The following is a 13666-nucleotide window of genomic DNA, read 5'->3' on the forward strand; positions in this document are numbered from 1 at the left end:
CGATGGCGCGGCGAAGATCGCGACACGCTCAGGTCTCGGCGGAACCGGTTCAACCTTAACGGCAGGAACTGAATTCAACCTGTCCCGCTGCCGCGGTCTAGCTCCTCGAAGAACGCAGATCCGGCATCTTCGCGGGAGCAGGCTCGCCTGCGAGCCTCAAACCTCAGTTATCCAGCCCCGCCGTCAGGCGCCGTGCGGTTTCCGCGACCAGCGGAATGATGCGGCTGTAGGCCATCCGCGTCGGGCCGATGACGCCGAGCACGCCGGCGACCTGGCCTTCGACGAAGTACGGCGCGGTGACGACGCTGACCTCGTCGAGCACGCGATAGCCCGATTCCTCGCCGATGAATATCTGAAGGCCTTCGGCCGCCAGGCAGGAGTCGAACAGCTGCAGCAGATCGCGCTTGCGGTCGAGCGCGTCGAACAGCCCGCGCAGGCGGCCGACGTCGCCGAGTTCCTGAAAGCCAAGCAGGTTGCCGCCGCCGGCGTAGACGTAATCGCCGCCCTTCGGCTCATCTCCCTTGAACGCCTGCTCGGCCATGAACACCGCGTCTTTCAAGGTCTGATTGACGCGCACTTGCGTGTCGTTGGCGTCCTGCCACAGCGCGGTGCGCAGGCTGACCAGATCACGGCCGGCGAAGTGTTCGTTGAGCACATTGGCGTAGCGCTCCAGCTCGTCGGCGCCGTAGGGCCGGTCGGTGGCGACGATGCGGTTCTGCACTTCGCTCTGGTTGACGACCAGGATCACCAGCACGCGGCGATCCGACAGCGGCATGAACTGGATGCGACGCAGGATCGCCAGGTTGCGCCGCGGCGTGGTGACGACGCCGGCCATCTTCGACAGCCGCGAGATCAGCGCCGACGCCGCCTGCACCATGTCCTGAGGGCTGCGGCCGCGCGGTACCAGATCTTCGGCGATGCGATCGCGCTCGGCGTCGGACAAAGGCTCCGGCGCGAGCAGCGAGTCGACGAAGTAGCGATAGCCGCGCGTGGTCGGCACGCGCCCGGCGGAAGTGTGCGGCGACACGACCAGGCCGAGCTCGTCCAGGTCGGCCATCACGTTACGGATCGTCGCCGGCGACAGGTTCAGGCTGGCGGCGCGCGACAGCGTGCGCGAGCCGACCGGCTGGCCATCGGCGATGTAGCGCTCGACCAGCAGCTTGAGCAGGTCGGCGGCGCGTTGTTCCAGGGGTTCGGCCATGGGCTTCTCAGAAGATTCACGTCCGACGCTAGAGACTGCAAAAATCGCTGTCAAGACAGGTGTATGCGGCCGGCGTACGGACACGCCTCGCGGCGTGGCATCCTGTATCGTCCGTTATCTTCCCGATAGCACCTCCATGAAACCATTCCGCACCATCGGCGTGATCGGCAAACGGCGCGAGCCGCACCTGCCGACCCTGGCGAGCCTGTGCCTGGCGCTGCGCGCGCAGGGCTGCGAAGTGCTGGTCGAAGACAATCCGGCACTGTCCGACGCACCGGCCGGCCGCCGCGTCTCGCGCAGCGAGCTGGCGCGCTCGGTGGAGCTGGCGATCGTCGTCGGCGGCGATGGAACGTTGCTCGACGCCGGTCGCTCGCTGGCGCCAGCCGGTGTGCCGCTGCTCGGCGTCAACCAGGGCCGGCTCGGCTTCATGGCCGACCTGCTGCCCGAGCAGATCGCCGATTCGCTTGCGGCGGTGATTCGCGGCGAGTACGAGAGCGAAGAGCGCATGGTGCTGAGCGCGCGCGTGATCCGCGCCACGCCGGGCGACGACGCCGGCGCCGATGCCGCCGACGCGGCGCCGCGCATCGCCGTCAATGACGTGGTACTGCGCAACCAGGCCTCGATCCGCATGCTCGAGTTCGAAAGCTGGATGGACGAGGACTTCATCAGCCTGCATCGCGCCGACGGCATGATCATCTGCTCGCCGACCGGCTCGACCGCGTATGCGCTGTCCGGCGGCGGGCCCCTGATGCATCCGAGCCTGCAGGCGATGGCGCTGGTACCGATCTGCCCGCATACCTTGTCCGACCGTCCGATCGTCGTCGGCGGCGAGCAGCGCGTCAGGCTGGTGGTGCGCGGCGACGAGACGCTGCCGCCGACCGCGCTGCAGGCGATGATGACCATCGACGGCCAGCTCAGCGAATCGCTGGCGCCGGGCGACGCGGTGGAAGTCACACGCGCGCCCGAGCCGCTGCGGCTGATCCACCCGGCCGGGTACAGCTACTTCGCGATCCTGCGCAACAAGCTGCGCTGGGGCCAGGGCCCGGAAAACCTGCTCGATCGCTGAGGCGCAATCGCAGGCCAAACCGGCGGGCAGCGCCCTACAATGACGCCGCATTCCCTTGAGTCCCGCACACCGCTCCCATGCTGCTCGGCCTTTCGATCAAGAACCTCGCGATCATCGACGCCCTGGACCTCGAGTTCGGGCCCGGCTTCACCGTGCTCACCGGCGAAACCGGCGCCGGCAAGTCGATCCTGATCGACGCCATCGGCCTGGCCATCGGCACGCGCGCCGAAGCCTCGCTGGTGCGCAGCGGCCAGGAGCGCGCCGAAATCAGCGCCGAGTTTTCGCTGAAGGACGCGCCGGCGGCCAAAGCCTGGCTGCAAGCGCAGGAAATGATCGACGGCGACGATGCCGACGCCTGCGTGCTGCGTCGCGTGGTCTATGCCGAAGGCCGCACCCGCGCCTTCGTCAACAACGCGCCGGTCGCCGCCAGCGCGCTGCGCGAGCTCGGCGAAACGCTGATCGAGGTCTTCGGCCAGAACCAGAGCCAGACGCTGGTCCGCGTCGACACGCAGCGCGGCCTGCTCGACAGTTACGGCGAACTCGGCCGCGAGCTGGACAAGGTCGCCGAGCTGTCGCGGCGCTGGCACGCGCTCGCTGCGCAGATCGACAAGCTCGGCAAGGCGCATGCGCGCGATCCGGCGCAGCTGGACTATCTGCGCCATCAGATTCGCGAACTCGAGGCACTGAACCTGCAGCCCGGCGAACTCGATCAGCTGGACGCCGATCATCGGCGCCTGGCCAACGCCGGCAAGCTGCTCGAAGACGGTGGCCGCGCGCTGGAGCTGCTCTACGGCGGCGAAGCCAGCGTCTACGACCAGCTGTCGGCCGCCAGTTCCCTGCTCGCCTCGCTCAGCGGCGTCGACGCCGGCTTCGGCGACGTCGAGAGCAATGTCGCTTCGGTGCAGGCGCAGCTGCGCGAAGCCGCGCAGGAACTGCAGCGCCTGCTCGACCGGCTCGACCTGGATCCGGCGCAGCTGCAACTGGTCGAGCAGCGACTGTCCGACGTGCACGACATGGCGCGCAAGCACCGGCTGCGGGCCGACGATCTGCCGGCACGAGTGGCCGAGCTGCGCGCCGAACTCGACGAAGCCGAACTCGCCGCCGGCGGCGCCGAAAAGCTGCTTGCCGAGCAGCGCGAAATCGAAACGGCATGGCGCGCCGCGGCGCAAAAGCTGAGCGCGGCGCGCACCAGGGCCGCGAAGAAATTCTCCGAACAAGTCACGCGCGGCGTGCGCGGGCTGGGCATGGCCAACGCCGAGTTCGTCGTCGCGGTCGAGCCGGATGCCGAGGCAATACCGCGCGCCCACGGCGCCGACGACGTGCGCTTCGATTTCTCCGCCAACCCCGGCCAGCCACCCCGCCCGATCGCCAAGGTCGCCTCCGGCGGCGAGCTGTCGCGGCTGTCGCTGGCGATCCAGGTTGCCGGCAGCAAGGCCAGCGGCGGCGCGGCGACGATGATCTTCGACGAAGTCGATGCCGGCATCGGCGGCGGCGTCGCCGAAATCGTCGGCCAGCAGCTGCGCGCGCTGGGCCAGGACCGCCAGGTGCTGTGCGTGACGCACCTGGCGCAGGTCGCGGCCCAGGGCGCCAGCCATCACGGCATCGCCAAGGAAGTGCGCGCCGGCAAGACCTTCACCCGCGTGTCACCGCTGGATCAGGACGAGCGTGTGCAGGAACTGGCGCGGATGATGGGCGGCGTCGAGATCACGGCGTCGACGCAGGCACATGCAAGGGAATTGCTGGAGCGGGCGGGCAGCTGAGCCTGCGTGTTGTAGGAGCGGGCTTGCCCGCGACCATGAAGCGCGCAGTCGCGGGCAAGCCCGCTCCTACAGGGTCAGATCAGCGCCCCGGCCGCGCGACACCCTTCAGATTCGGGCAATTCTCTTTCTGGCACTCGCCGTAGATGATCAGGCTGTGCTCGGTCATCTTGAAGCCCAGCTCCTTGGCGCGGTCGCGCTGGCGCTTTTCGATCAGCTCGTCCTCGAACTCCTCGACCCGGCCGCAGTTCATGCACACCAGATGGTCGTGGTGCTGGCCGCGTTCCAGCTCGAACACCGCGTGGCCGCCTTCGAAGTGGTGGCGCGTGACCAGGCCGGCCGACTCGAACTGGGTCAGCACGCGGTATACCGTGGCCAGGCCGATGTCTTCGCCGCCGTCCATCAGCCGGCGATAGATGTCTTCCGCCGACAGATGCCGGGTCGGGCTGTTCTCCAGCATCTCGAGGATCTTGAGACGCGGCAGCGTGACCTTGAGGCCGGCGCTTCTGAGATCGGATGATTCCACGTAAACCACTCCTTGGGGTCAGCCCGGGAGGCTGAAGCCGGCGCCGGCTGCCCGCCGCCCTGAACGATTCGGTATTATCGCAGTCTTCTAGCTGTCTTCCAGCGTTTATTCCGTTGCAAACAACGAGCCTCCGCCCCCTCATGCGCATTCTGCTGCTCGGCCTGCTGGCCCTGAGTCTTTCCGCCTGTTCGCTGCTGTACCGCCTGCCGACCCGCCAGGGCAACGTGATCGACCAGCGCGACCTGGCCAAGCTGCAGGTCGGCATGACCCGCGACCAGGTCAAGTACGTGATGGGCACGCCGGTCGCCGGCAACCCGTTCCGCGACGATCGCTGGGATTACTTCGGCTACTACAAGTCGCCGCGCGGCGACGTCGTCAGCCGTACCGTCAGCCTGTACTTCGACGAAGGCAATCGCCTGGCGAAGATGGAAGGCATCGAGCAGGCCGCGGCCGGCAAGGTCGACGAACTGGCCAAGCCCGACCTGAACTTCGTCAAGTCCGAAGAAAAGAAGGACGCGCTCGAAGCCACCCGCGGCGAAGACCGCGCGCAGCCGCCGCCGGATGCGCAGACGCCGACGCCGGCCGGCGCGCCCTAGCTTTTTTAGGCTCAGAACAAGCTCCGTTCCTCCCGAGTAGCCTCGCTTGCGAGGCGTATCGAGGGACTTGAGCACGATCGGTCCCTCGATACGCCGCAAGCGGCTACTCGGGAGGAACGGGCAGTCAAGCCATATTCCTTAGCGCGGGCGAACCCTCGCCCGCTTGCGCCGGGCATCCTTGGGATCGGCCAGCAGCGGCCGGTAGATTTCCACGCGATCGCCCTCGCGTAGCGGCTCGGTCAGCGGCCGCAGCCGGCCGTGAATGCCGGTGCGGCCGTTCAGATCCTGGTCCTGCAGGCCAAAGCGTTGACGCAGTCCCGGGGCCTCGATCGCATCGGCGAGCGTCGCGCCGGCCGGCAGTTGCAGACTCACCAGCGCCGGTTCCTGCTCGGCCGCATACACCACCTGCACTTTCATCGGCGCGCTTTCAGCCGCGCACAAGCCGTTGCTCGGCGCGCTGACGGAAGGCCTCGATGATGCCGTTGACCGCGCGATCCATCGCCGGCGCCAGGGTCGCTTCCATGATGCGGCTGGCAAAGTCCACGGTCAGCGCCAGCGACACCTTGCAGGCGTGCGCGTCCAGCACCTTGAACTCCCAGACGCCTTCGAGCTTGCGGAACGGGCCTTCGAGCAGCCGCATTTCGATGCGCTCGCCGACGCGCATGCGGTTTTCGGTGGCGAAGCTGTCGGACAGCGCGCTGACGCGAAAACCGACTTTGGCGCGCACCAGGCGCTGGCCGTCATCGAGGGCCTCGTCCGACTCGATCTGCGCCGACACGCAGCCCGGCAGGAATTCGGGATAGGCGGCGACATCGGCGACCAGGCCGTACAGCCCGGCCGCGGCGAACGGCATCAGCGCGGAGCGCTCCAGCGTCCTCATGATGTTGAAGCCTCCAGCGTCGTCGACGTCCGCACGTCAGTTGGCCCACAGCGCCGCGAGCCAGTCGAAAGCGCCGAGCGCGTACAGCAGGATCGCCAGCAGCCCGACCCGCGCCGGATAGCTGAGCATGAAAATCCACAGCGGCGTCCAGCGCTCCTCGCGCGGGCCGGCGACCGAGCGCGCCAGCTCGTTCGGCAGCACGTGGCCGATCAGCACGCAGACCATCAGGCCCGACAGCGGCGCGATCAGCGTGGCGCTGAGCAGCTGCATCCATTCGAAGAAGTTCTGGCCGAACAGCCGCAGCTCGGCGAGCACGCTGAAGCTCAGCATCGAACCCAGGCCGAGATACCAGACCATGATCGCCGCGGCGGTCGCGGCAAACACACGCGTCAACCGCAAGCGTTCCATCAGATAGCGTGTCAGCGGCTCCAGCAGCGCCGCCGCCGACAGCAGCGTGACGATGAAGATCACCAGGTAGAACGGTGTCGCCACCGCGATGCCGGTCCAGCCGGTTGGCAGCGCCTGCGGCAAGCTCTGGAAGATCATGCCGATGCCCGGCGACGGCTGCAGCCCCGCTCCGAGCACGAAGGCCAGCAGCACCAGGCCGCAGAGCAGGCTGAACAGCGTGTCGAGCACGATCACGGTCAGCGCCAGCCGGCCCAGCGGCATGCTCGCCGGCAGGTAGGCACCGAGTGTCATCATCGAGCCGAAGCCCAATGCCAGCGTGAAAAATGCCTGCTGCAGCGCCTCCAGCACGCCGCGCCAGCCGAGCTTGGAGGGATCGCCGAGGAACATGTAATTCGCGGCCTTGACGGTGTCGCCGTAACGACCGGCGGCGAGCACGATCGCGACCAGCGCGACGAAGGCCACCGGCACGAAGTAGCCGGCCGCGCGCTCCATGCCCTCGCGAAAGCCCTGCGCGACGATCACGCAGCTCATCACCATGAACAGCGTATGCCAGGCGAGCGAGCGCTCGGGATCCTGCGCCAGCTCCAGGAAGCGGCCGGCGGCGGTGGCCGCGTCGCCGCCGAGCCCGCCGGCCGCGGCGCGGAACACGTAACCCAGGCTCCAGCCGGCGACGACGCTGTAGTACGACAGGAGCATCAAAGCGCCGAGCAGCGAACAGCCGCCGAGCAGGCGCCAGCGACGGCTCGCGTCGGCGGTCTGCGCCAGCCGCGCAAAGCCGCTGACGATGTCGTCGCGCATCCAGCGGCCCAGCGCCCATTCGGCGACCAGCAGCGGCAGGCCGAGCAGCAGCAGCGCCGCGATGTACACCAGCAGGAACACCCAGCCGCCGTACTGGCCCATCAGGTACGGCAGCCGCGCGATGTTGCCGATACCAATACAGCCGCCCGCCGCCACCCAGACGAAGGCGCGTGCGGAACTCCAGTAACCGTAGCTGCTCTCGCGGATGTTCACGACGCTAGTGTAAGGGCTGTTGTCGTCGCGACGGAGCCTTGACAGCCGCCCCTATAATGGACAAATGAGCAAGAAGAAAGACGAGAAGGACGCCGACCGCATCATCGCGCTGAACCGGCGCGCGCGGCACGACTACTTCATCGAGGAAACCTACGAAGCCGGGCTGATGCTGGTCGGCTGGGAAGTCAAAAGCCTGCGCGAGGGCCACGGCAACATCGCCGAAGCCTACGTGGTGCTGAAAAAAGGCGAGGCCTGGCTGATCGGCGCGCAGTTCTCACCGCTGCTGTCGGCGTCGACCCACGTCGTCACCGATCCGACCCGCACGCGCAAGCTGCTGCTCAACGCCGGCGAGCTGTCCAAGCTGATCGGCAAGGTCGAGCGCGCCGGCTATACGATCGTGCCGCTGGACCTGCACTGGACCCGCGGCTTCGCCAAGGTCGAAATCGGCCTGGCCAAGGGCAAGAAGCAGCACGACAAGCGCGCCACGCTCAAGGAGCGCGAGTGGGACCGGCAGAAAGACCGGATCATGCGCGCGCGCTGAGTCGCGGCGTAACACCACGCAGCAGCTGTCCCAATCGGCCGCCCCCACGCGGCCAACCAAGCAAGTTCTGAGTGCGATCGCGCACCGCCGGTCCTGCCTCAAACGCGCATCGTCGCCTGCATATCACGGACCCGCGCAGCTTCCGGCATGTTGCGACGGCTGGCAGGTCCAGCGCGACTCCGGCAGCCGCCGGGCACGAATGATCAGGGAAGAGCCTGGCCACCATGAACCCGTCATTGCGTAGTTTTCTGCTGCTTTGCGCCGCGCTGCTCAGCCCAGCGGTCTGGGCCGGCAACATCAGCGAATCCGAACCGAACAACGGCTGCGCCACCGCACAAGATCTCGATGCCGCCAGCAAATTCACCGTCGACGGTTCGATCGGGAACGGCGACGTCGACTACTACCGCTTCACTGCCAAGCCCGGCGTGCTGCTGCAGGTCGATCTGAAAGGAGCGGCCTCGGGCGCTGGCACGCTGCACGACTCGGTCGTCGGCCTGTTCGATTCGCTCTGCGACCAGATCGATTTGGACGACGACGACGGCCTAGTCGATGAATCGCTGTTGCTGTTCACTGTGCCCGACGATGGCATTGTCACGATCGCCGTGGCAGGCTCGCCGGACTATTCCTTCAGCGGCGATGCCGGCAATTTCGGCAGCTACCAGGTCAGCGTCGGCAAACCGACCACGCCGATGGTCTCCGGCAAGCTAATCGACGCAGCGACCAAGGCGCCGCTGCCGGTCGACGGCTTTAGGCAGATCCAGCTGATGTACTGCGCTGTGCCGGATGCGCAGCTCTGCAGCTCGATAGTGGCCGAGGTCTCGCCCGACGCCGCGGGCAACTACCACATGCCCTTATTGGATCAGCCGCCGGGCACCTACCAGCTATGGGCTTTGGCCAGCAATTACGCGAACCAGTACTCGGCCAAATTCACGGTCGACGACACCACAGTGTTGGGTGGGATCAACTTCAAGGTGACGCCGCTGCCGCTGCAGATCAGCGAGCTGCAGCCCTGCACCGGCACCGCTGCCGGCGGTAGCTGCGACTACCACTACAAGGTGACCAACACCACGACGAGCAGCCTCAACGCGTCGCTATGGTCGGCCACCTATGCGGCGCCAACCGGCTCGGCCAGCGGCTTCAGCAGATTCATGGGCGGCCAGAACAAGGCACGCAAGCCGCTTTCGGTAACCCTCGATGCGGGCGCATCGGCTACGGTGACGCAATCGCTGTCCGTGGCCAGCATGCCGTCGGGAGCGCGGGCCATGGTGGAAATATTTGCGGCCAACGGCAGCAAGCTGAGCAAAACCATCGGCCATGCCAACAGCTTCGCTTTCACTGTCGGCAGCAACGGCGCGCTGGACATCGCAACCGGCAACGCCATTGCGCAAACGCGCTACCACGCCGGCAAGTCCGCACCGATGTCGGCGGACACGCAGGCGAGCGCGGTGATCGACGGGACCCAATACGACGCCAGCACCGGCCAGCCGCTGGGCGACGGCAGCACCTTTGTCTCGCTGCAGCGCTGCGAAGATCCCAGCTATGACCTGTGTACGGGCTACATCGCCAGCATGACGCCGGGCAGCGACGGCGCCTTTTCGTTCGACGCCTCTGGCTTGGCGAGCGGGCGCTACCAGTTGTGGGCGTATCGCGGCAAAACCTACTCGTATGCGGGAGCTTTCGACTTCGTTAGTGGCAACAGCATCACGCGCCAGGCCATCTACGCGCAGCTACCGCCCATGGCGATCGGCAACGTGATGCTCTGCAGAAACGTGACGGCGCTGCCGGCCGGCAGCGCCTGCGACCAGAGTTTCGAGCTGACGAACAACACCGACGTCGCCCAGACCGTCGACGTCTGGACCACGGTCTTTGCGTCCGCTACCGGGTCGCCCTACGGCACCTCGATCTACGACATCGGCAGCAACGGTGGCAACAAGCCGATCACGCTGACCTTGGCGGCTGGGGCGACCGTGTCCATGACTCAGAGCCTGCCGCTGGGCAGCCAGCTCAAATCCGGCGCCACAGGCGTCGCCTTGATCTACTGCAGCGCGTCTGGCTCGCCGAGCAATACGTTAAGCGAAAGCCCCGCCGTGCAATTTGCGATCGTCCCTTGAAGTCAAGTCAGCGGAACTGTAACCGCGCGTGGTAGTCTTATCGGGACTTCACGGGGGCGACATGGTTTCGACGTCGATCGCAAAACCCGAGGGGCATGCCGAGCTGCAGATCTGCTCGTTAAACGGTCTGCAAACAAGCTAGTTGCGAACGACTCCAACTACGCCCTCGCCGCCTAAACTCCGGTGAGCGTTTGACCCGGCAGTGTCGGTACTCCGGAATCAAACGTCGACTCTTACCGAATAAGGCTGACGCGCGCCCTTCGCCGATGCTCGAAAACCTCAAGGGGATAGGCTTCAGCGTTCCGTGCCTGTTCGGCAGCTGGGGATGAAAACCAAAGACTAGGCTACGCATGTAGAACCGAAGGCGGAGCATTGGCGGACGGGGGTTCAATTCCCCCCGCCTCCACCAAACCAGGGGCCCGTGATCCACCGGACAACCGGCATCACCGGCCCTTTTCTTTTTGCCAGGCAGGACCCGATCATCAGCAAGCCGAACGACAACATGCAGCGCAAGAACGTCGATCACCTGCCGCCGTTGCTGCGCTCGCAGGCATTGCATACGCGGCTGCCGCGCAATCGCCGCCTGCCCTATGTCGGCATCGCCGCGACGGTGCTGATCCATCTGCTGGTCTTGGCGGTGCTTTACGTCAATCGCGGCAAGATGCCGGAGAGCGTGTTCTTCCCCAAGCTGTTCCCGCTCGACGAGAAGGCGATGCCGCAGCTCGACGAGCCGGCGCCCGCCGCCCAGCCCGAGCCACGGCCCGCCTCCTGACGCGGCGCGATAGGAAAATCAGCGCAAGCCGCTGTTCGATACGACACCGTACGGGCCAGCCCGTTATGCTAGCCGCCGACCGGTAGGGGACCGGTTCGTGGGGGCGGATCGATGCGGCGCGACAACACCGACGGCGGCGACATCCAGCGGGAATCCGACCGCGGCTGGCGTTCGTCCGCCTACGCCATGGATCTGCCGGCCGAGGTCGTGCAGCAGCTCGACGCGGCGACGCGTGACGGCTGGCGGCTGTTGTGGCTGCCGCCAGACCTCGCCCGGCAATTCGAAGACGACGTCGCGCGCAGCAGCCGCATGGTGCGGCTCAGTGCCTGTGCGATCCCGCTGATTCTGTTCCTCAGCACGCCGCTGTGGCTGCCGTTGCTGATCGACAGCCGCTACATCATGTCTCCGGGCACGATCCTGGCCAGCACGCTGCCGCTGAGTCTGGTGTTCGCCGGCATGCAGGTGCTGCTGCTGAAGAACCCGACTTACCGGCATATCGAGTGGCTGTTCTGCCTGGTATTTCTGCTCGACCTGATGGTCACGGAATGGCTGCGCCATCAGGCGCACATCGACCGCAGTCTGTTCACGCCATCGGTCGCGGTGTCGATTCCGGTGGCGGTGCTGGTGCTGGGGCGGTTGTCGATCCTGCGCTCGGCGCTATTCGTGGTCGCCTATATCGTCGTCGTGCGGCTGATCGAGATGGTGTTCGACGATCCACTCAGCAACCGCGCGCCGCCGGACTGGCTGGTCGAAACCATCCTGCTGGCGACGGTGGTGATGTCGGCGATCTGGTGGCGGCTATCGGCCAAGCGCATCTGGGCCGCGACGATTTTGCTCGGCGTGCTGGCCTATCGCGATGCGCTGACCGGGCTGGCCAATCGCCGCGCACTCGACGAGCACTTCGAGCGCCTCGCGCGTCAAGCCGAGCGCAACAACGCGGGGCCCCTGTATCTGGCGCTGATCGATCTGGATCACTTCAAGAAAATCAACGACAGCTACGGCCACGATCACGGCGACGGCGTGCTGGCCAAGGTCGGCGTGCTGCTGTCGGGCTGCGCGCGGCGGCCGCTGGACATGGCCGCGCGCATCGGCGGCGAAGAGTTTGCGCTGTTGCTCTACGGCTGTTCGGCGGAAGACGGCAATCGCCGCGTCGACAACATCCTCAGCGATCTGCGCGCGCTGGCCATCGAGCATCGCGAACACCCGGCCGGCATCGTCACCTGCAGCGCCGGCGGCGTCGCTGTACCGACCGACATGCTGCTCAACGAGGCACTGCGTCGTGCCGACCACGGCCTATATCGAGCCAAGCTCGAAGGCCGCGACCGCGCGGTGTTCGTCTAGCGTTCAGGGTTCCGGCGGCGACATGAAGGCCGCGCCATTGGGCAGCGGCGCGCCGCGCAGCACGCGCCAGAACTCCGGCACTTCGATCACGAAAGTCGCCAGCACGCCGAGCGCGGTCAGGCCGAGCGCGACCTGTGCCGCGAGCAAATCCTTTGGTAGCACGAGCAACAGAAAAATCACCAGCAGCGCACTGGAAATGAAGCCGCCCCAGACCATCCAGGTGAAATGCCGGCGCGTGTTGCGCAGGTTGTCGAAGCGGAACAGGAAGGGGCTGGCGACGATGCTTTCCGGCAGGAAAAACCGGCTGTGGATCAGCCAGGCGCCGATCAAATGCCCCCATTCGTGAATCAGATAGCCGCACAGCACCGTCAGCACGGCAGTGCCCAGATGCAGCGCGTAGCCGCCGATGTCGTGAGGCTCGCCGACATCGACGGTCAGTTTCCACAACACGAGTGTGATCGCGATCAGCAGCGCGTCGCGGCCCGCCATTGCGAACAAACGATTCCATTGTCCAGCCATCGTGTGACTCCTTTTTTAGCGCCGCGGCGGCAGTGGAATCAACGCCGACACCTTGAGCATGTGCTCTCGATACGAAGGGCGGCGCTCGATGCTGCGCTGATCCATGAACGGAATGCTGGCGAACGCGAACATGGCGGTCATCGCCAGCGCGCCCGGAACGACCCAGTACCAGTGCTCCGGCGCGGCTGCCAGGCCAAACAGCATCAATCCCCACCAGAAACTGAGCTCGCCGAAATAATTCGGATGCCGCGACCACGACCACAGGCCGGTGGCGATGAACGTGCCCGGCTGCTTGCGCGCGATAAAGGCGTGCAGTTGCAGGTCGGCGATGGTTTCGATCGCAATCGCAGCCAGCGTGACGATACAGGCCGCGGCGTCGAGCCAGCCCAACGGCACGTCGCCGCGCGACATCACCGCGTAAATCGGCAGGCAGCCGAGAAACACCTGCACCGTCGGGAACAGGTGAATGCCGAACAGATCGGCCCAGAACGCGCCGCGTTGGCCGGCGCGCGCGCGGATCAGAGGGTAGCGCCAGTCCTCGTGGGTGAGGCCGCCCCAGTGCACCGACCAGTTCGTCGTCAGCCGGATCGCCCATAGCCACACCAGCGCGCTGACGATCAAGGCGCGCGGATCGCTCGCAGCCTGCGGGTGGCTGGCCATCCAGTAGAGCGCCAGCAAGGGCGGAATCACGCTCCAGTAGGCGTCGTAGAAACTCGAATTCCGGTAGCGGCGGCTGTAGGCGAAGATCACCAGCGTCGCGACGACGTCGGCGAGCAGCGCGTTCCAGGGCTGCGCGATGTCGAGCCCGTACAACACCACGGCCGCGGCCGCAATGCACAGCAGATATGCCGCCAGAATCGGCCCGAAATCAGCTTTACCGGCCATCGCCCTCGCCTCTCCACGCGCTGAGTTGGCGCATGCAGAACTATGCTGGCGC

The 13666-nt window shown here is 66.4% G+C and carries 14 protein-coding genes and 1 other RNA gene; 8 read left to right on the top strand and 7 right to left on the bottom strand.

Annotated features, from left to right (window positions below):
* Nucleotides 1–163 precede the first annotated feature (163 nt).
* Nucleotides 164–1201 (bottom strand): heat-inducible transcriptional repressor HrcA, encoded by a 1038-nt coding sequence (gene hrcA, locus ACQZF9_RS12615; RefSeq protein ID WP_428309322.1) that lies wholly within the window; start codon nt 1199–1201, stop codon nt 164–166.
* A gap of 136 nt (nt 1202–1337) precedes the next feature.
* Between hrcA and ACQZF9_RS12620 the strand changes: the two genes are divergently transcribed.
* Together ACQZF9_RS12620 and recN are read left to right on the top strand one after the other, a co-directional pair.
* Complete coding sequence (locus tag ACQZF9_RS12620) at nt 1338–2267, top strand: NAD(+)/NADH kinase (RefSeq protein WP_428309323.1); 930 nt, start codon at nt 1338–1340, stop codon at nt 2265–2267.
* Between the two features lie 77 nt (nt 2268–2344).
* Nucleotides 2345–4027, top strand: a complete 1683-nt coding sequence (gene recN, locus ACQZF9_RS12625) for a DNA repair protein RecN (protein WP_428309324.1) — start codon at nt 2345–2347, stop codon at nt 4025–4027.
* A gap of 79 nt (nt 4028–4106) precedes the next feature.
* Here the strand turns inward: recN and fur are convergent, their stop codons facing one another.
* The gene (gene fur / locus ACQZF9_RS12630; RefSeq protein ID WP_428309325.1) at nt 4107–4550 is read right to left on the bottom strand and encodes a ferric iron uptake transcriptional regulator; all 444 of its coding nucleotides are present in this window, start codon (nt 4548–4550) and stop codon (nt 4107–4109) included.
* A gap of 140 nt (nt 4551–4690) precedes the next feature.
* Between fur and bamE the strand changes: the two genes are divergently transcribed.
* Nucleotides 4691–5146, top strand: a complete 456-nt coding sequence (gene bamE / locus ACQZF9_RS12635) for an outer membrane protein assembly factor BamE domain-containing protein (protein ID WP_428309326.1) — start codon at nt 4691–4693, stop codon at nt 5144–5146.
* Nucleotides 5147–5284: 138 nt separating this feature from the next.
* Here the strand turns inward: bamE and ACQZF9_RS12640 are convergent, their stop codons facing one another.
* Genes ACQZF9_RS12640 through ACQZF9_RS12650 form a run of 3 tightly spaced genes read right to left on the bottom strand, consistent with a single transcriptional unit; the run spans nt 5285 to nt 7445 of the window.
* Nucleotides 5285–5563 carry an RnfH family protein gene (locus tag ACQZF9_RS12640; RefSeq protein ID WP_428309327.1) on the bottom strand — a complete coding sequence of 93 codons (279 nt, stop codon included), beginning with the start codon at nt 5561–5563 and terminating at the stop codon, nt 5285–5287.
* Between the two features lie 10 nt (nt 5564–5573).
* Entirely contained in the window at nt 5574–6026 is a 453-nt protein-coding gene (locus ACQZF9_RS12645; RefSeq protein ID WP_428309328.1) for a type II toxin-antitoxin system RatA family toxin, read from the bottom strand.
* Nucleotides 6027–6062: 36 nt separating this feature from the next.
* Nucleotides 6063–7445, bottom strand: coding sequence for a sodium-dependent transporter (locus ACQZF9_RS12650; RefSeq protein ID WP_428309329.1), 1383 nt, complete (start codon nt 7443–7445; stop codon nt 6063–6065).
* A 64-nt stretch (nt 7446–7509) separates the two neighbouring features.
* Between ACQZF9_RS12650 and smpB the strand changes: the two genes are divergently transcribed.
* From smpB to ACQZF9_RS12675, 5 genes are all read left to right on the top strand, one after another.
* Nucleotides 7510–7986 (top strand): SsrA-binding protein SmpB, encoded by a 477-nt coding sequence (gene smpB, locus ACQZF9_RS12655; RefSeq protein WP_428309330.1) that lies wholly within the window; start codon nt 7510–7512, stop codon nt 7984–7986.
* A 224-nt stretch (nt 7987–8210) separates the two neighbouring features.
* Complete coding sequence (locus ACQZF9_RS12660) at nt 8211–10097, top strand: hypothetical protein (protein ID WP_428309331.1); 1887 nt, start codon at nt 8211–8213, stop codon at nt 10095–10097.
* A gap of 52 nt (nt 10098–10149) precedes the next feature.
* Nucleotides 10150–10506, top strand: a transfer-messenger RNA (tmRNA) gene (ssrA, locus tag ACQZF9_RS12665).
* 12 nt (nt 10507–10518) lie between these two features.
* Nucleotides 10519–10869, top strand: a complete 351-nt coding sequence (locus ACQZF9_RS12670; RefSeq protein WP_428309332.1) for a hypothetical protein — start codon at nt 10519–10521, stop codon at nt 10867–10869.
* Between the two features lie 111 nt (nt 10870–10980).
* On the top strand, nt 10981–12210 hold the full coding sequence (locus tag ACQZF9_RS12675) for a diguanylate cyclase domain-containing protein (protein ID WP_428309333.1): 1230 nt from the start codon (nt 10981–10983) through the stop codon (nt 12208–12210).
* 3 nt (nt 12211–12213) lie between these two features.
* Here ACQZF9_RS12675 and ACQZF9_RS12680 read toward each other — a convergent pair whose 3' ends face one another.
* Both ACQZF9_RS12680 and ACQZF9_RS12685 read right to left on the bottom strand, forming a co-directional pair.
* Nucleotides 12214–12729, bottom strand: a complete 516-nt coding sequence (locus ACQZF9_RS12680; RefSeq protein ID WP_428309334.1) for a hypothetical protein — start codon at nt 12727–12729, stop codon at nt 12214–12216.
* Nucleotides 12730–12744: 15 nt separating this feature from the next.
* Nucleotides 12745–13614, bottom strand: a complete 870-nt coding sequence (locus tag ACQZF9_RS12685; RefSeq protein ID WP_428309335.1) for a DUF1295 domain-containing protein — start codon at nt 13612–13614, stop codon at nt 12745–12747.
* Nucleotides 13615–13666: the final 52 nt, after the last annotated feature.

The organism is Hydrocarboniphaga sp., from assembly GCF_965279055.1.
GTDB lineage: Bacteria > Pseudomonadota > Gammaproteobacteria > Nevskiales > Nevskiaceae > Hydrocarboniphaga.